Source organism: Serratia sp. CoH_122_TC_1 (assembly GCF_058191755.1).
The window spans coordinates 246,960-263,822 of the sequence record NZ_JBXWLA010000006.1; the positions used below are offsets into that span (position 1 = coordinate 246,960).

A 16,863-nucleotide genomic window follows, 5' to 3' on the forward strand; every position below is an offset into this window, starting at 1 on the left:
CGGATGATTCGCTTTGAACAGGTCAGTAAAGCTTATCTGGGCGGACGGCAGGCACTGCAGGGGGTAGATTTCCATCTACGCCCGGCAGAGATGGCGTTTCTGACCGGCCATTCCGGCGCGGGTAAAAGTACCCTGCTTAAACTGATTTGTGGTATCGAAAGGCCAAGCGCCGGCCATATCTGGTTTGGTGGGCACGACATCAGTCGGTTAAAAAACCGTGAGGTGCCGTTCCTGCGCCGCCAGATCGGCATGATTTTCCAGGATCACCATCTGCTGCTGGATCGCACGGTGTATGACAACGTGGCAATGCCACTGATCATCGCGGGTGCCAGCACCGAAGACATTCGCCGCCGCGTTTCCGCTGCGTTGGATAAGGTTGGGCTGTTGGATAAGGCGAAAAACTTCCCCATTCAACTTTCGGGTGGTGAACAACAACGTGTGGGCATCGCCCGTGCGGTGGTGAACAAGCCTGCCGTGCTGTTGGCGGATGAGCCAACCGGTAACCTGGACGATGCGCTGTCTGAAGGCATTCTGCGTCTGTTTGAGGAATTTAACCGTGTCGGCGTTACCGTACTGATGGCTACCCACGATACCGGGCTGATTGCTCGTCGCAATTACCGTATTCTGCGTCTGAGTCAGGGTCGCATGGCTGGAGGAGCGCATCATGGCGAATAATGCAAAAACCGCCAAGAGCAAAGCGCTGCGCGGCGGCTGGCGTGAACAATGGCGCTACGCGTGGATGAACGCCATCAAGGATATGCTGCGTCAGCCGTTGGCGACGTTGCTGACGGTAATGGTGATCGCCATTTCCCTGACGTTACCGAGTGTGTGCTACATCGTGTGGAAAAACGTCAGCACCGCGGCGACCCAGTGGTACCCAACGCCGCAGTTGACGGTGTATCTGGATAAATCCCTCGATGACGACGCGGCGGTGAAAGTGCTCGACGCCATCAAGGCGGAAGCCGGCGTAGAGAAAGTGAATTACCTGTCGCGTGAAGAGGCCCGGGGCGAATTCCGCAACTGGTCCGGATTTGGCGGCGCACTGGATATGCTGGAAGAGAACCCATTGCCGGCGGTCGCGATTATCACGCCGAAAATGAGCTTCCAAAGTTCAGATACCCTTAATACCCTGCGCGATCGCGTGGCAGCGGTACAGGGTGTGGATGAAGTGCGGATGGATGACAGCTGGTTTGCCCGTCTGGCCGCACTGACCGGGCTGGTGGGGCAAGTGGCCGCGATGATCGGCGTGCTGATGATTGTGGCGGTCTTCCTGGTGATCGGCAACAGCGTGCGGTTGAGCATCTTCAGCCGTCGCGACACCATAAACGTGATGAAACTGATCGGCGCGACCGACGGCTTTATTCTGCGGCCGTTCCTGAATGGCGGTGCGATGCTGGGTTTCTTCGGCGCATTGCTGTCGCTGTTCTTGTCCGGTGCGATGGTGTGGCGGTTGGAGTCGGTAGTGACCGGCGTGGCCAAGGTCTTTGGTACCACCTTTACGTTACACGGTTTAGGTTGGGATGAAGCCTTGTTGCTGCTGATTGTCTCTGCGATGATCGGCTGGATCGCCGCCTGGTTAGCCACCGTGCAACATTTACGTCGATTTACACCACAATAACGTTTTTTTGGTATACTCTTCTTCTGCTGCTCTGAGCGTGTTGCGGGAGAAGAGTTACCGACAATAACTTAAGCATCATCCAGTCTCTTCTTTGCGCACAAATTCCCTATCGGCTTAAGTCTTCGTCACGTATTGTCATGCACAGCGTGATCGAAAAACTGTGAACTAATAGGGCGGAACGCGGTCAAAATCTGCAGCAAAATGTTATGGTGCCCGGCGTGTGGACCGCTTTTGCAATAGCAACTGCCGTAGAATCAATCATTTCCCCGCCGTGATAATCACCTGCATGACCTGTTTTTTCAAGAGAGGGTTTGAATGACCAAAGAAATGCAAACTTTAGCTTTAGTGCCCCAGGGCAGTTTGGAAGCCTATATTCGGGCCGCCAACACCTATCCTATGCTGACGGCAGAGGAAGAGCGGGAGCTGGCTGAACGGCTGCATTATCAGGGCGATCTGGAAGCCGCTAAGCAGCTGATCCTGTCTCACCTGCGCTTTGTCGCTCATATTGCCCGGAATTATTCTGGTTATGGCTTGCCGCAGGCGGACTTGATCCAGGAAGGTAATATCGGCCTGATGAAAGCTGTTCGCCGCTTCAACCCAGAGGTTGGGGTGCGTTTGGTTTCCTTTGCTGTGCACTGGATCAAGGCAGAAATTCACGAGTACGTACTGCGTAACTGGCGTATCGTCAAAGTTGCCACGACTAAGGCTCAGCGTAAGCTGTTCTTTAACCTGCGTAAAACCAAGCAGCGTTTGGGCTGGTTCAATCAGGATGAAGTGGAACTGGTGGCCCGTGAATTGGGTGTGACCAGTAAAGACGTGCGTGAGATGGAATCCCGCATGGCGGCGCAGGATATGACTTTCGATCCAACACCGGATGATGAAGCCCGTGATGGTCAATCGATGGCACCTGTGCTGTACCTGCAGGATAAAAGCTCGGACTTCGCCGAGGGTATCGAGGAAGATAACTGGGAAAGCAACGCAGCAGACAAACTGGCCTACGCGCTGGAAGGTCTGGACGAGCGTAGCCAGCATATCATCCGCGCCCGTTGGTTGGATGACGACAACAAGTCTACGCTGCAAGAGCTGGCCGATCAGTACGGCGTTTCCGCTGAACGTGTGCGTCAGCTAGAAAAGAACGCCATGAAGAAACTGAAAATGGCGATCGAAGCCTAATTCCGCATAAGCGTTAAAAAGCCCGGCTAGCCGGGCTTTTTTGTGCCTGAAATTCGGCGTTATCGCGTTACGGCGGAGAAGTCCGGTGCAGGGCAGTCATAACCAAATTTGTTGGCCCAGCTATACCGGGTCCCGGTAGTGATATAGCGCTGATACAACGCTCGACCCGTTTTGGCATCACGTTTGATCACCCACCCGGCAGCATTACACAGCACGGCGGCATAGGCTTGGCTCGCCGGTGGCAGTAAGTCAGCCGCCTGTTGAGCCAGATCGACCGCTTGCCAACGGTAGTGCAGGAAGCGATTGTCTTGCGACGGCAATGCCGCTTTAGCTCGCGCGGCTTCTGCGCTGCTGATCCAACTTTTATGCTTCAGCGCTCGGGTATCAAAAGCATCGCCCAGATAGGAATAACCTGCGTCATAAATGGCGTAATCCGGTGTCATTTCATAACCGGTAAACTCCAGTCCTTGGGTGCGCAGCAGCGTTGCGGCTTGATAATAGGCTTTGGCCCGCACCAGTTTGTCGGCAGTTTTGTCCTGGGCTGTTTTCAGCGTATCTGCGTACTGTTGGGCAACCTGACGGTAGTTAGGGATGTCAAAATAGCCCATTGCCTCTTGAGGGCGTTGGGCACGCATCAGCCGCCGCGCCAGCAGTTCGCGTAGTTGCACGTCCGGTGTAAGCGTTTGGCCGTTATACTCGTCCGGATTAACAGGTTTCAGCGGTGTAGCAGGTGCCGGCACATGCTTATCGACAAAGCCTTTAAGTTCGTCGACGGTAAGCACGCGCTCTGCCACGTCGGCGACGTCCGCCCAGTAAATATCTTTGCCGCGATACAAGAAGTCCATGGCTTGCAGATAGTCGCCGCGATCCAGGGCCAGGATGGCCTGTTCCCCCGCAACCCGGCACTCGGGTACGAGGGTTTCTGGCGTAAAGTCCGCATTGCGCTGTTCACCCCAGCTTTCACTGGATGGGAAAGCGGCTGCTGCTTTGGCGTAGTCTGCGGTAGCGGTTTTAACATCCCCGTCCCGCAACGCCATCTTGGCACGGAGCCACCAGGCCAGGCCGCTGTCTCCGGCGTGTTTCAGCAGGCTGGCTGCCATCGGATATTGCCCTGCGCGGTACGCGAGTGCCGCCAGTCGATCGCTGCCGCTGAAACCGCTTTTCACCGAGGCATCCAACAGCGTCAGAATTTGGCTGACAATCTGTGTAGAACGGCTGCCGGTGCCGTCAGTGTCTGCCATTTGCAAATTACTGCTGCGGGCAAACAGTTCAATGGTCACCAACTGTTGGATCAACGGATCGGTAATGGTCTGTTTAAGCACATCGAAGTGGTCAGGGTTGACCAGATAGCTGGAGACGTACTGCAACGACAACCCACCGTCTTGGTCGCCTTGTGCCGCCTGCTGCGCATACAGATGAGCCGCTTGAGCGACCTCACCCAACCACAGGTGGATACGTGCTTGCTGGCCAAGGCTGCTTAGCGCCAGTTGATCAGGGTCAGTCGTGCCGCTTTTCACCCGCTCAATCACCTGCTGGAATGCGGCTAACGCTTGCTCGAGCTGCGGTTTACCAGGGTGTTTGACCGCCACGGCCGATGCGCCAGTTTCATTCTCTGGCGTGCCGTGATCACCCATTAGCAACCGGCCGAGTGAATATTGTGCCCGCAGTCCCCAGTCGCCCTGGTCTGCGGCGGGTAGCGCCAGTACCTGCTGGAAATACTCACCCGCGCGTGGGTCTTCACCGGCAAAAGCCACTGCGCCCAGTTGATAAAGACGGGCGGCGTCAGATAACCCTTGAGTATTGACAGCATCGGCCTCTTCAACGGTCTTGGCCGCCCGCATTTTATCGATGATGAGGGTTTCCGGTGACAGTGGCATAGGTTTCGGCGGCATGGCCGGCGGTGGCGCTTTCCACAGCGGTAGCTGCTTATCCACGGCGACCAGACGGCCTGCTTCAAAAGCGAAGTTACCTTCCGGCATGTACAGCAGTGTGCCGTTGCGATCGACCAGCAGGCGATTAGGGAAGTCCGGCCCGCAAGCATAGCTGTTAATCGGCATCGCCAACGCAGAACCGATCAGGGCTGCCAGAGAGAGAGAACGTCCGCAGAGACTCCGTCCGGCGTGCGCATTAAGGTATGACAAGGGTGCCTCCTGGCATCAGTTGTTGGCATCGCAGCCAGCCCAGCGGCCGGGATTGTCCGGCGCGAAGCTGGTCGCTGTGAATGAGCACAAAGCGTTGCCGTTGAGGCTCGCTTTCCAGCCGGTAGTTGCCTGCCGCGTCCGCCGCCAGGCACTCACCCGCGGTGATGATGATTTCATGTGGCAATGGGGCGTCAACAGGGCCGTTATTGTGAATTATCAGATCATTTAGCCCATTTTGCTGTGGTTGAGGGCTAAATTTTACCTGCCAGCTGGCGTCGAGCGGTTGCTTTTCTATTACCGCCCGCAGCGTAGCCAGCGACCAGGCGCGGCGATCGTCAGCCAAGGGCAGTCGGAACCAGATAATCCCACGCAAGCGCGGCGTGGTCCGCGAATTCAGTTGATGCAGAAAATCAGCCACCTGTTGCGGTGCAACGGTTAGCTCACGCGATGTGCCTGCAACGCGCAATGACGCTTCGCTTTCAACCTGGGCACCCTGAGCATCGACCCCCATCAGACCCATACCGTAGGCTGGTAATGCCACCCGGAAAGGTTTTGGTGTGATTTTCGCGTATTGATTTACCCAACGCAGTGCCAGCGGGCTGACGAAGAGCCCTTGCTGAGGCGACAGCACCGCATGCACTTGCAGTACCGAACTGTCGACTTGTTGCAATACACCGGGCAACGCGGCTGAGCCGATCCAGGTCGGTAATGCCGTGATGCCTAGCGCTAAGGTATGGGGCAATTGCTGACGCAGTTGCTGCAAGAAATGTTGATACGCGGGCAGTCGAGCGGTTGCGGCGTCATGATCTATTTCAACGCCGATGACACGCAGCCCGGCGCGTTGCCACTGCTGCACTGTTTCGAGTAGACGCTGGCGAATGGCAGACTCATCCAGTTGCGCCAACTGCCCGTCCAGACGGACCACCAGCCACAACGGGCGGCCATCTTGTTTCAGTAACGGGAGGTTGACCGGGATTTCCCGCCAGCCTTCACGCGGGTGGGCTTGCATTCCCAGCACCCGCAACACGGGGAACAAATCACGGCTTTGCGCCAATGCGGCGGCATGCTGTGGGGTCCAGACCCGTTGCCAGACATAAACCTGGTTATCCCAAGGTTGTGATAACCCTAGCGCCTGATGACGGCCACCGAACCATGAGGTTAACGCCAGCGCCAGTACGAATAGCGTTATTAGCCCCCGCTTCATTGCTGCCAGAGTTCGCCTTGCTGAGTGAAACCGCAGGCGCGCATAAAGTTATCCACCTCACCGCGTTCGCGGGGCGTCAGGCCTGCAGTTGAAAGCTGCCAGTGCGTTATCTGCGGCAATTGGCGCTGCGCGTCCTGCACCAGATAGAGGCCAACCCCACGGCGGCGTGTGACTTCGCGCACCAGCAGATCCCGTAACTCGGCCTTTTCACCCTCTATCGCAATTTTCACTGCGCCTAACAGTCGCTCGTTAAAACGGGCGGCGAACAGCGCTTTGCCATCGTTCAGCCAGCTCTGCCACTCTTCCGGCTGCTGATGCGGCCAGATTTTGCCGAGGTCGATAAGATCTTGCGGGGACAGCGCGGTCAGGCGCTCAATGGTCAGTTTCATGCAGAATTTCCGCGCAGTTAAATGATGCCGACAGTGTAATAGATCTTGTGCAGAGCGTTGTGTAAGTTTTTCTGTACGATTACTGCGCAAAATGTTTTTTGCACGGACCATTTTCCGAGTAAATAGTTAGTAAATGGATTGTTAACCAGCACGATGCGCTACGCCACGGGCTAAATGGCGCGGATTTAATCCGAATTTTATCCTGTTTACACCGCTTGTTTCTGAGCAATGAAGTTGATTTGCAGAAGAAAATTCCTGTTTAATGATATGAAAAATAAAGTCTTATTAGAAAATATTGCCTGTAAAATACCTAAATCATTATTACTTATGAATAAAAGCAGTAAATAAGGGTCAGGTGCGGGTAAACACAACAGGTACGTTCACAACGACAGATGGGGATTTGCGGATGAAATTAACAAAAGGTAAGGCGCTGTTGGCGGGTTGTATTGCGATGGCTATCGGTCATACGGCAATGGCGAAAGACATTAAAGTGGCCATTGTTGGGGCGATGTCAGGCCCAGTCGCACAATATGGCGACATGGAGTTCACCGGTGCTCGTCAGGCCATTGCCGATATCAATGCCAAGGGCGGTATCAAGGGCGATAAGCTGGTGGGTGTGGAATACGATGATGCCTGTGATCCGAAACAGGCGGTCGCAGTCGCTAACAAGGTGATCAACGACGGTATTCGCTATGTGATTGGCCACCTGTGCTCGTCTTCGACGCAGCCGGCTTCCGATATTTATGAAGATGAAGGCGTGATCATGATTACCCCGGCGGCCACCAACGCCGATCTGACCACCCGTGGTTACAAGATGATCATGCGTACGACCGGCCTGGACTCCGATCAGGGCCCGACGGCGGCGAAATACATCCTCAGTGAGATCAAGCCTAAGCGCATTGCCGTGGTTCACGACAAGCAACAGTATGGTGAAGGTCTGGCACGCTCGGTGCGTGATAGCCTGAAAAAGCAGGGTACCGACGTGGTGATGTTTGAAGGTATCACGGCCGGCGATAAAGACTTCTCCACTCTGGTGGCGCGTCTGAAGAAAGAAAACGTCGATTTCGTTTACTTCGGTGGCTACTACCCAGAAATGGGCCAAATCCTGCGCCAGGCAAAACAAGCCGGCCTGACGACCCGCTTTATGGGGCCTGAAGGTGTGGGTAACTCTTCACTGTCTAACATTGCCGGCGCGGCTTCTGAAGGCATGCTGGTGACCTTGCCTAAACGCTACGATCAGGTGCCAGCCAACAAACCTGTTGTTGATGCGCTGAAAGCCAAGAAGTTGGATCCGACCGGTCCGTTTGTCTGGACTACCTACGCCGCACTGCAATCTCTGACCACCGGAATGGAACGCAGTGGCAGCCAGGAACCGGCTGATATCGTCAAGGATCTGAAAACCGGTAAGCCGGTGGATACCGTGATGGGGCCGTTGAGCTGGGATGAAAAAGGCGACCTGAAAGGCTTTGAATTTGGCGTGTTTGAATGGCATGCCGACGGCACATCAACGCCGATTAAATAATATACCCGTCGTCTTTCACGTTGCAGCGTTGTTGGCTTCACGGGCGCACCCCAGTCACTTAGCTTTCTAAGCTCCTGGGGATTTACCCGCTTGCCGCCTAGCTGCAACGCGAAATCCATTGGGTATAAGCGTTTTTAATGATTGTCATTTCAGGTTTGCTTTACCCAAAATAATTGGAGTTGCATCAAGGCGGCAAGGGAGTGAGTCCCGATGAGCTTACTTAAGTAAGTGATTCGGGTGAGTGAGTGCAGCCAACACAGATGCAGCTTCAAGTATGATGGGTATAAAAGCGAAGCCAAGGGTCAGAGTATGTCAGAGCAGGTTCTCTATTTTCTGCAGCAGATGTTCAACGGCGTCACGTTGGGCAGCACCTATGCATTGATCGCCATCGGTTACACCATGGTCTACGGCATCATCGGCATGATCAACTTCGCCCATGGCGAGGTGTATATGATCGGCAGCTATGTCTCCTTTATTGTGATCGCCGCCCTGATGATGCTCGGTATCGACGTCGGCTGGTTGCTGATTGGTGCCGCTTTCCTGGTGTCGATCGTCATTGCCAGCGCCTATGGCTGGAGCATCGAACGAGTGGCCTATAAGCCGGTGCGTAATTCCAAGCGGCTGATCGCACTGATTTCCGCCATCGGGATGTCGATATTCCTGCAAAACTACGTCAGCCTGACACAGGGATCGCGCGATCTGGCGTTACCAAGCCTGGTCACCGGCCAATGGGTACTGGGTGAAAGCAACGGTTTCGCGGCCACTATCAGCACCATGCAGTTGATTATCTGGGGCGTGACCTTCCTGGCGATGCTGGCGCTGACGATGTTTATTCGCTATTCACGTATGGGCCGCGCCTGTCGTGCCTGCGCCGAGGATTTGAAGATGGCCAGCTTGCTGGGCATCAACACCGACCGGGTGATCTCACTGACCTTCGTTATCGGTGCGGTAATGGCAGCGGTCGCCGGTGTACTGCTCGGGCAATTCTACGGGGTGATTAACCCCTATATCGGCTTTATGGCCGGTATGAAAGCCTTTACCGCGGCAGTGCTGGGCGGTATCGGCAGCATCCCCGGCGCGATGATTGGGGGTTTGGTTCTGGGCGTGGCGGAAGCGCTGACTTCGGCTTACCTGAGCACTGAATATAAAGACGTGGTGTCATTTGCGCTGCTGATTGTCGTGTTGTTGATCATGCCAACCGGCATCCTTGGACGTCCGGAGGTTGAGAAGGTATGAAACTCAATCTGCTCAATGCGTTGATCGCCACTCTGGTGCTGTTTGTGATGGCTTCATTCCTGATGGGAATGCAGCTGAGCCTCGAGGGTACCAAACTGGTGGTGCATGGCGCGGCGGAAGTCCGCTGGATGTGGATCGGTATCGGCTGCGTCATCGTGTTTTTCTTCCAGTTGCTGCGCCCGCTGATGCAGCACGGGCTGAAAAAAATCTCAGGCCCGTCATTCGTATTACCGAGCTTTGACGGTACGACGGCACGCCAGAAACTGCTGGCGGCAGCGATTATTGTCGCTGCGGTTGCTTGGCCGTTTTTGGTGTCGCGCGGCACGGTGGATATTGCCACGCTGACGCTGATCTACGTGATGCTGGGGTTGGGGCTGAATGTGGTGGTTGGGCTATCCGGCTTACTGGTGCTGGGCTACGGTGGTTTCTACGCCATAGGCGCCTACACCTATGCGCTGTTGAACCATTACTATGGCCTCGGCTTTTGGGAAAGCCTGCCGCTGGCGGGCATTGTTACCGCTATCTTTGGTTTCCTGCTCGGCTTCCCGGTGCTGCGTTTGCGTGGAGACTACCTGGCGATTGTGACGCTGGGCTTCGGTGAAATCGTGCGTATCCTGTTGTTGAACAACACCGAGATCACCGGCGGGCCTAACGGCATCAGCCAGATCCCGAAACCGACCTTCTTTGGGCTGGAGTTCAACCGCAGCGTGCGTGATGGCGGTTGGGATACTTTCCACAACTTCTTTGGCCTGAAATACGATCCGAGCGATCGCATCGTGTTCCTGTATCTGGTGGCGCTGCTGCTGGTGGTGCTGACGCTGTTCGTGATTAACCGCCTGCTGCGCATGCCGCTTGGGCGCGCCTGGGAAGCCCTGCGTGAAGACGAAATCGCTTGCCGCTCATTGGGCCTCAGCCCGACCAAAATCAAGCTGACCGCCTTTACCATCAGCGCCGCCTTCGCCGGTTTTGCCGGTACGCTGTTTGCCGCGCGTCAGGGCTTTGTCAGCCCGGAATCCTTTACCTTCGTCGAGTCGGCCTTTGTATTGGCGATCGTGGTATTGGGCGGCATGGGGTCGCAGTTTGCTGTGATCCTGGCGGCGATTCTGCTGGTTGTGTCGCGCGAATTGATGCGGGATCTTAACGAATACAGCATGTTGCTGCTGGGTGCCCTGATGGTGTTGATGATGATTTGGCGGCCGCAGGGGCTGCTGCCGATGAAGCGGCCACAGTTAAAACTGAAGACGGCGGATATCCACGCAGGTAAGGGGGAGCAAGCATGAGCATGCAACCTTTACTGAAGGTCGAAGGGTTGTCGATGCGTTTCGGCGGCTTATTGGCGGTCAATAACGTGGCGCTGGAGCTCAATGAAGGCGAGATTGTTTCGCTCATCGGCCCGAATGGCGCGGGTAAAACCACGGTGTTTAACTGCCTGACCGGTTTCTACCGCCCGACCGGCGGCACCATCAAACTGCGCGAACGCCATCTGGAAGGGTTACCTGGCCAGACGATTGCCCGTATGGGCGTAGTGCGAACTTTCCAGCACGTGCGGCTGTTCCGTGAAATGACCGTGATTGAAAACCTGTTAGTTGCACAGCATCAACATCTGAAAAGCGGCGTTTTCGCCGGGCTGTTGAAAACCCCGGCCTTTCGCCGCGCCGAAGCCGACGCGCTGGAACGCGCCTCGGTGTGGCTGCAACGGGTTGGCCTGTTAGAGATGGCTAACCGGTCTGCAGGTAACCTGGCGTACGGCCAACAACGTCGCTTGGAGATTGCGCGCTGCATGGTTACACGGCCGGAGTTGCTGATGCTGGATGAGCCGGCGGCGGGTCTGAACCCGAAGGAAACCGACGAGCTGGATCACCTGATTATCGAACTGCGTCATCAGCATAAGGTCTCGGTGTTGCTGATTGAACACGATATGAAGTTGGTGATGGGCATTTCCGATCGCATCTACGTGGTAAACCAGGGTACGCCGCTGGCACAGGGCACTCCGGCAGAAATTCGTAACAACCCGGACGTGATCCGGGCGTATTTGGGGGAAGCTTAATGTTGTCATTTAATCAGGTGTCCGCCCATTACGGCAAAATCCAGGCGTTGCATCAGGTTAGCCTGAACATCAATCAGGGTGAGATTGTCACCCTGATTGGCGCGAACGGTGCCGGTAAAACCACGTTACTCGGCACGCTGTGCGGTGAACCGCGTGCCAGCGAGGGGAGTATCACTTTTCTCGATCAGGACATTACCCAGTGGCAAACGTCGCGCATCATGCGTGAGGCCGTGGCGATTGTGCCTGAAGGGCGGCGGGTGTTTTCGCGCATGACCGTGGAAGAGAATCTGGCGATGGGCGGTTTCTTTGCCGATCGTCATCAGTATCAGCAGCGAATTGAACGGGTATTCAGCCTGTTCCCGCGCCTGTTGGAGCGCCGTACTCAGCGCTCTGGCACCATGTCCGGCGGTGAACAGCAGATGTTGGCGATTGGTCGTGCGCTGATGAGTCAGCCGAAGTTACTGTTGCTCGATGAACCCTCTCTGGGGTTGGCGCCGATCATCATTCAGCAGATTTTTGACATTATTCAGCAACTGCGCGAAGAGGGTATGACGATCTTCCTGGTGGAGCAAAACGCCAATCAGGCGCTGAAATTGGCCGATCGTGGTTATGTACTGGAAAACGGGCGCGTGGTGTTGGAAGATACGGGAGCCGCATTGTTAGCAAACGAAGCAGTTAGGTCGGCGTATCTGGGCGGTTGAAATACCCGTCAAAGCCGTAGGGGACGAATATATTCGTCCCGAGTGATTCGGCCGCAATATACAGCGCCCCTACAAAGTTTTTAACGATTACGAGAAGAAGAAATGAACACAGAAGGGTTACTCGCGCAGCGCATCGTAAAAGTAAAAAGCTCGGCAATTCGTGAATTGCTCAAGCACAGTAAGATGGAAAATGTCATTTCGCTGGCGGGCGGCATCCCCTCTGATGCCCTGTTTGATTTCGAAGGGTTGAGTATCGCAACCCATCAGGCAATCACTGAGCAACCGAAGAGTGCCTTCCAGTATGGCTTGACCGAAGGTAGCCCAGTGCTGCGCGAGCGTATCTGTGCGCTGTGCGCCCAGCGCGGTGTTTCTGCTACCGCCGACGAAGTGATGGTGACTGCGGGTTCCCAGCAGGCGCTGGATCTGGTGATGCGTGCCATCGTTAACCCAGGCGACGTGTTTGTGGTGGAGCGCCCGACGTATCTGGCGGCATTGCAGACGCTGGAACTGGCAGAGGCCAACATCATGTCGGTGTCATCCGACAGTGATGGCATGGTGGTTGAAGAACTGGCAGAACTGCTCAAGACACAGCGCATTAAAGGTGTGTACGTTGTGCCTAATTTCGGCAACCCAAGCGGCATTACGCTGAGTGCACCGCGCCGCGAGCTGTTAGTGAAGCTGGCGGCCGAGCACAACTTCCTGATTATTGAGGATGACCCGTACGGTGAGCTGCGTTTCACCGACGAGCGTAACGCCACCTTGCACCAGGTTTCCCAACAGTTGCTGGGCCATACCGATAATATTATCTACACCTCGACCTTCTCCAAGATCCTGGCACCGGGCTTGCGTTTGGGTTGGGCGATTTTGCCGCCGTTTTTGCTGCATAAAGTGGCGATCATCAAGCAGGCGGCAGATCTGCATGCCAGTGCGTTGTCACAGAGCATTGTAGAATGTTATCTGGGACTGGATCGTTTACCGGCGCAGATCGAAAAGATCCGTGCGGCGTACAAGCAAAAAGGTGAGATCCTGGCCGGCCTGGTGGAGAAAGAGTTGGGCGAGCATATCAGCTTCGATATGCCGAAAGGCGGAATGTTTCTGTGGGCGCGTTTCCGTCAGCCGTTCAACGCCACCGAATGGCTGAAAACCACTCTGCAACAGGGCGTGGTATTTGTGCCAGGAGAATACTTCTTCTCTGACAACCCGGACCGTTCGACTTTCCGCCTGTCGTTTGCCACGGCCACTGAACAGCAGATGCAAGAAGCTGTAGCCCGCCTGCGTCGCTCACTGTAATTCCCGCGGCGGCGGGGGAGTATTCCCTGCCGCTGACATCAAACCGCAACCTGCACTTCACCCTCTCGTCACATTACTGTCATCTCACGGTTATTTTTCTGTCATTCGAACATGGCATGTTAGCTTCCGAACAAAAAACTGATTCTTTTCGCTCACGCGCTTATTGCCCCAATAGATTTCACGTTGCAGCAAGGCGGCAACCGCCATAATTCCCTGGAGCTTACAGAGGTAAGTGACAGGAGTGATGAAGGGAAGCCAACGCAGCGGCAACTGGAAAGATGCAGGGGATACACCAGCTTTTTTCAGGAGTTAGGCATGCTCACCTACGCTATTCGCAAAACTACGCTGTGCGTCGCGTTGACCCTGGCGGTCAGCACTCATGCACTGGCGGCGACCGAAATCCCGTTCTGGCATTCGATGGAAGGCGAACTGGGTAAAGAAGTGGACTCCCTGGCGGACCGCTTTAACCAATCGCATCCCGACGTCAAAATTGTTCCGGTTTATAAAGGTAACTACGAACAGAACCTGGCGGCGGGCATCGCAGCCTATCGCTCTGGTAAAGCGCCGGCGATTTTGCAGGTGTATGAGGTGGGCACGGCAACCATGATGGCCAGTAAGGCGATCAAGCCAGTGTATGAAGTGTTTAAAGATGCCGGTATCAATTTTGATGAGTCGGTGTTCGTGCCGACGGTGGCAGGTTATTACACCGACAACAAGAGCGGTCACCTGCTGTCTCAGCCGTTCAACAGCTCTACCCCGGTACTGTATTACAACAAAGATGCCTTCAAAAAGGCTGGCCTGAACCCGGACCAGCCACCAAAAACGTGGCAAGAGCTGGCTGCGGATACCGCTAAACTGCGTGAAGCCGGTATGAAGTGCGGCTACGCGAGTGGCTGGCAGGGTTGGATCCAACTCGAGAACTTCAGTGCCTGGCACGGTGTGCCGTTCGCCACGGAAAATAACGGGTTCGGTGGCACCAGCGCTCAGTTGACGTTCAACAAACCGCTTCAGGTCAAGCATATCCAACTGCTGGAAGACATGAACAAGAAGGGTGATTTCACCTACTTTGGCCGTAAAGACGAATCTACCGAGAAGTTCTACAGCGGTGATTGCGCCATTACTACCGCCTCCTCCGGTTCGCTGGCAGATATTAAGCACTACGCCAAATTTAACTACGGTGTAGGCATGATGCCTTATGACGCTGATGCCAAAAATGCACCACAGAACGCCATCATTGGTGGCGCGAGTTTGTGGGTGATGAACGGCAAAGATGCCGCTACTTACAAGGGTGTCGCTGAATTCCTGCAGTATCTGGCCCAACCGGAAATCGCTGCCGAATGGCATCAGAAAACCGGTTATCTGCCGATCACAACCGCAGCGTACGACCTGACCAAGCAACAGGGCTTCTATGAGAAGAACCCTGGGGCTGATGTAGCAACGCGTCAGATGCTGAACAAGCCGCCATTGCCTTTCACCAAGGGCCTGCGTCTGGGTAATATGCCGCAGATCCGTACCGTCGTGGATGAAGAGCTGGAAAGCGTGTGGACCGGCAAGAAAACGCCACAACAGGCGCTGGATGCCGCTGTGCAGCGTGGTGATGTCCTGCTGCGTCGTTTCGAGTCTCAGACTAAGTAATAACGGCTACTGCGTTTCGCCATTCTGGGATTGGGCAGTGCTCGCTTTCCTCGTGGACGTTGTGTCCGCGCCGGAAGCCGTGCGCTGTCCGTACCCAGACTGGCTTTGCTCGCGACGCCATGGGCCGAGTCGCCCGTCTTTTGTCTTCATGAGTCCCTGATTATGAGCTCACATCGTCCCGGTTTCGGCTGTAGCTGGTTGCCCTATGTATTGGTGCTGCCGCAGCTGTTGATTACCGCAATCTTCTTCCTGTGGCCTGCCGGTGAGGCGCTGTGGTATTCAGTGCAAAGCCTCGATCCGTTTGGTCTGTCCAGCCAGTTTGTCGGGCTGGATAACTTTACCCAGTTGTTCCACGACCCGTACTACCTCGATTCGTTTTATACCACGCTGATTTTCAGTTTCCTGGTCGCAGGTATCGGGCTGGTGGTGTCGTTGTTCTTCGCCGCGTTGGTGGATTATGTGCTGCGCGGCAGCCGGATTTACCGGACGCTGATGATTTTGCCTTATGCCGTGGCCCCTGCGGTGGCGGCGGTGCTGTGGATCTTCCTGTTTAACCCGGGTCTGGGGTTGATTACCCACTTCCTCAATGGGGTGGGCTACAACTGGAACCATGCGCAGAACAGCGGACAAGCGATGTTCTTGGTGGTGCTGGCGTCGGTATGGCAGCAAATCAGCTATAACTTTCTGTTTTTCCTGGCGGCGTTACAGTCCATTCCGCGCTCTCTGGTCGAAGCGGCAGCCATTGACGGTGCTGGCCCGGTACGTCGTTTCTTCAACCTGGTATTGCCGTTGATCACGCCGGTGAGCTTTTTCCTGCTGGTCGTGAACCTGGTGTATGCCTTCTTCGATACCTTCCCGGTGATCGATGCCGCGACTGGCGGCGGGCCGGTACAGTCCACGACCACGTTGATCTACAAGATCTACCGCGAAGGCTTTGCGGGCCTGGATCTGTCCAGCTCAGCGGCGCAGTCGGTGATCCTGATGCTGTTGGTGATTGGTCTGACGGTGATCCAGTTCCGTTTTGTCGAACGTAAGGTGCGTTACCAATGATTGAGAACCGACGCGGGCTGGATATCTTCAGCCACGTAATGCTGATTATCGGCGTGCTGGTGGTGTTGTTCCCGCTGTACGTGGCCTTTGTCGCCGCTACGTTGGACGATAAAGAGGTGTTTCAAGTGCCGATGACCCTTATCCCGGGGGGGCATCTGTGGGAAAACATCAGCAACATTTGGCAGGGCGGTGTGGGCAACCTTAAGGTGCCGTTTTCGCTGCTGTTGCTCAATAGCGTGATCATGGCGTTGGCCATCACCTTCGGCAAAATTGTGGTGTCGGTGCTGTCGGCCTACGCCATCGTGTATTTCCGTTTCCCGCTACGCAGCCTGTTTTTCTGGCTGATATTCCTCACCCTGATGCTGCCGGTGGAAGTGCGCATTTTCCCAACGGTAGAGGTGATCTCCAACCTCAACCTATTGGACAGCTACACCGGCCTGACGCTGCCGCTGATGGCATCTGCGACGGCCACCTTCCTGCTGCGACAATTCTTTATGACGCTACCGGACGAGCTGCTGGAAGCCGCGCGTATTGATGGCGCTGGGCCGATGCGCTTCTTTTGGGACATCGTACTGCCTCTGTCGAAGACCAACCTGGCGGCATTGTTTGTCATTACCTTTATCTACGGCTGGAACCAGTACCTGTGGCCGATCCTGATCACCAGCGATGCCTCAATGGGTACTGCGGTGGCGGGCATCAAAAGCATGATCTCCACCTCTGGTGCCCCGACCCAGTGGAATCAGGTTATGGCGGCGATGATTCTGACTTTAATCCCACCGTTGGCGGTGGTTCTTCTGATGCAGCGCTGGTTTGTGCGCGGTCTCGTCGACAGCGAGAAGTAATGAGAGAAATGTTCA

15 protein-coding genes are annotated in these 16,863 nt (G+C 55.4%); 12 read left to right on the plus strand and 3 right to left on the minus strand.

Annotation, left to right across the window (positions count from 1 at the left end):
* Positions 1 to 3: 3 nt before the first annotated feature.
* From ftsE to rpoH, 3 genes are all read left to right on the plus strand, one after another.
* Positions 4 to 675 carry a cell division ATP-binding protein FtsE gene (gene ftsE, locus AC2FC2_RS10100; protein WP_020824813.1) on the plus strand — a complete coding sequence of 224 codons (672 nt, stop codon included), beginning with the start codon at positions 4 to 6 and terminating at the stop codon, positions 673 to 675.
* On the plus strand, positions 665 to 1,618 hold the full coding sequence (ftsX, locus tag AC2FC2_RS10105) for a permease-like cell division protein FtsX (RefSeq protein ID WP_209637738.1): 954 nt from the start codon (positions 665 to 667) through the stop codon (positions 1,616 to 1,618). The genes ftsE and ftsX overlap by 11 nt, the downstream gene beginning before the upstream one ends.
* Positions 1,619 to 1,933: 315 nt before the next feature.
* Positions 1,934 to 2,791 (plus strand): RNA polymerase sigma factor RpoH, encoded by an 858-nt coding sequence (gene rpoH / locus AC2FC2_RS10110; RefSeq protein WP_020824815.1) that lies wholly within the window; start codon positions 1,934 to 1,936, stop codon positions 2,789 to 2,791.
* A gap of 59 nt (positions 2,792 to 2,850) precedes the next feature.
* On the opposite strand, the gene AC2FC2_RS10115 is transcribed toward rpoH, so the two are convergent.
* The 3 genes from AC2FC2_RS10115 to panM are packed head-to-tail and all read right to left on the minus strand — an operon-like array spanning position 2,851 to position 6,525.
* Positions 2,851 to 4,932: a hypothetical protein gene (locus AC2FC2_RS10115; protein WP_490659168.1), complete on the minus strand. Its 2,082-nt coding sequence runs from the start codon at positions 4,930 to 4,932 to the stop codon at positions 2,851 to 2,853.
* A complete protein-coding gene (locus tag AC2FC2_RS10120; RefSeq protein WP_265556390.1) occupies positions 4,919 to 6,136 on the minus strand; it encodes a DUF3142 domain-containing protein in 1,218 nt (405 codons plus the stop codon). Before AC2FC2_RS10120 ends, AC2FC2_RS10115 begins: the two co-directional genes overlap by 14 nt.
* Positions 6,133 to 6,525: an aspartate 1-decarboxylase autocleavage activator PanM gene (gene panM / locus AC2FC2_RS10125; RefSeq protein ID WP_209637732.1), complete on the minus strand. Its 393-nt coding sequence runs from the start codon at positions 6,523 to 6,525 to the stop codon at positions 6,133 to 6,135. Before panM ends, AC2FC2_RS10120 begins: the two co-directional genes overlap by 4 nt.
* Before the next feature lie 406 nt (positions 6,526 to 6,931).
* Between panM and AC2FC2_RS10130 the strand changes: the two genes are divergently transcribed.
* The 9 genes from AC2FC2_RS10130 to ugpE all read left to right on the plus strand — a co-directional run bounded on the left by AC2FC2_RS10130 (position 6,932) and on the right by ugpE (position 16,848).
* Positions 6,932 to 8,047 carry a branched-chain amino acid ABC transporter substrate-binding protein gene (locus tag AC2FC2_RS10130; RefSeq protein ID WP_209637724.1) on the plus strand — a complete coding sequence of 372 codons (1,116 nt, stop codon included), beginning with the start codon at positions 6,932 to 6,934 and terminating at the stop codon, positions 8,045 to 8,047.
* A 309-nt stretch (positions 8,048 to 8,356) separates the two neighbouring features.
* Positions 8,357 to 9,283 carry a high-affinity branched-chain amino acid ABC transporter permease LivH gene (gene livH / locus AC2FC2_RS10135; protein ID WP_209637722.1) on the plus strand — a complete coding sequence of 309 codons (927 nt, stop codon included), beginning with the start codon at positions 8,357 to 8,359 and terminating at the stop codon, positions 9,281 to 9,283.
* Positions 9,280 to 10,563, plus strand: a complete 1,284-nt coding sequence (locus AC2FC2_RS10140) for a high-affinity branched-chain amino acid ABC transporter permease LivM (protein WP_209637720.1) — start codon at positions 9,280 to 9,282, stop codon at positions 10,561 to 10,563. The genes livH and AC2FC2_RS10140 overlap by 4 nt, the downstream gene beginning before the upstream one ends.
* Positions 10,560 to 11,330 (plus strand): high-affinity branched-chain amino acid ABC transporter ATP-binding protein LivG, encoded by a 771-nt coding sequence (gene livG, locus AC2FC2_RS10145; RefSeq protein ID WP_209637718.1) that lies wholly within the window; start codon positions 10,560 to 10,562, stop codon positions 11,328 to 11,330. The genes AC2FC2_RS10140 and livG overlap by 4 nt, the downstream gene beginning before the upstream one ends.
* Positions 11,330 to 12,031, plus strand: a complete 702-nt coding sequence (gene livF, locus AC2FC2_RS10150) for a high-affinity branched-chain amino acid ABC transporter ATP-binding protein LivF (protein WP_209637716.1) — start codon at positions 11,330 to 11,332, stop codon at positions 12,029 to 12,031. Before livG ends, livF begins: the two co-directional genes overlap by 1 nt.
* Positions 12,032 to 12,133: 102 nt before the next feature.
* Entirely contained in the window at positions 12,134 to 13,321 is a 1,188-nt protein-coding gene (locus AC2FC2_RS10155; RefSeq protein ID WP_265556388.1) for an aminotransferase-like domain-containing protein, read from the plus strand.
* Positions 13,322 to 13,636: 315 nt separating this feature from the next.
* Positions 13,637 to 14,956 carry a sn-glycerol-3-phosphate ABC transporter substrate-binding protein UgpB gene (gene ugpB / locus AC2FC2_RS10160; RefSeq protein ID WP_209637712.1) on the plus strand — a complete coding sequence of 440 codons (1,320 nt, stop codon included), beginning with the start codon at positions 13,637 to 13,639 and terminating at the stop codon, positions 14,954 to 14,956.
* 162 nt (positions 14,957 to 15,118) lie between these two features.
* Complete coding sequence (gene ugpA, locus AC2FC2_RS10165; RefSeq protein ID WP_209637710.1) at positions 15,119 to 16,006, plus strand: sn-glycerol-3-phosphate ABC transporter permease UgpA; 888 nt, start codon at positions 15,119 to 15,121, stop codon at positions 16,004 to 16,006.
* Entirely contained in the window at positions 16,003 to 16,848 is an 846-nt protein-coding gene (gene ugpE / locus AC2FC2_RS10170) for a sn-glycerol-3-phosphate ABC transporter permease UgpE (protein WP_209637709.1), read from the plus strand. Before ugpA ends, ugpE begins: the two co-directional genes overlap by 4 nt.
* The last annotated feature ends 15 nt before the right edge of the window (positions 16,849 to 16,863 follow it).

What these genes read in the sequence shown, in the direction of transcription:
- ftsE (WP_020824813.1), top strand. Translation starts at nt 4, where the DNA reads ATGATTCGCTTTGAACAGGTCAGTAAAGCTTATCTGGGCGGACGGCAG.
- ftsX (WP_209637738.1), top strand. Translation starts at nt 665, where the DNA reads ATGGCGAATAATGCAAAAACCGCCAAGAGCAAAGCGCTGCGCGGCGGC.
- rpoH (WP_020824815.1), top strand. Translation starts at nt 1,934, where the DNA reads ATGACCAAAGAAATGCAAACTTTAGCTTTAGTGCCCCAGGGCAGTTTG.
- AC2FC2_RS10120 (WP_265556390.1), bottom strand. Translation starts at nt 6,136, where the DNA reads ATGAAGCGGGGGCTAATAACGCTATTCGTACTGGCGCTGGCGTTAACC.
- panM (WP_209637732.1), bottom strand. Translation starts at nt 6,525, where the DNA reads ATGAAACTGACCATTGAGCGCCTGACCGCGCTGTCCCCGCAAGATCTT.
- AC2FC2_RS10130 (WP_209637724.1), top strand. Translation starts at nt 6,932, where the DNA reads ATGAAATTAACAAAAGGTAAGGCGCTGTTGGCGGGTTGTATTGCGATG.
- livH (WP_209637722.1), top strand. Translation starts at nt 8,357, where the DNA reads ATGTCAGAGCAGGTTCTCTATTTTCTGCAGCAGATGTTCAACGGCGTC.
- AC2FC2_RS10140 (WP_209637720.1), top strand. Translation starts at nt 9,280, where the DNA reads ATGAAACTCAATCTGCTCAATGCGTTGATCGCCACTCTGGTGCTGTTT.
- livG (WP_209637718.1), top strand. Translation starts at nt 10,560, where the DNA reads ATGAGCATGCAACCTTTACTGAAGGTCGAAGGGTTGTCGATGCGTTTC.
- livF (WP_209637716.1), top strand. Translation starts at nt 11,330, where the DNA reads ATGTTGTCATTTAATCAGGTGTCCGCCCATTACGGCAAAATCCAGGCG.
- AC2FC2_RS10155 (WP_265556388.1), top strand. Translation starts at nt 12,134, where the DNA reads ATGAACACAGAAGGGTTACTCGCGCAGCGCATCGTAAAAGTAAAAAGC.
- ugpB (WP_209637712.1), top strand. Translation starts at nt 13,637, where the DNA reads ATGCTCACCTACGCTATTCGCAAAACTACGCTGTGCGTCGCGTTGACC.
- ugpA (WP_209637710.1), top strand. Translation starts at nt 15,119, where the DNA reads ATGAGCTCACATCGTCCCGGTTTCGGCTGTAGCTGGTTGCCCTATGTA.
- ugpE (WP_209637709.1), top strand. Translation starts at nt 16,003, where the DNA reads ATGATTGAGAACCGACGCGGGCTGGATATCTTCAGCCACGTAATGCTG.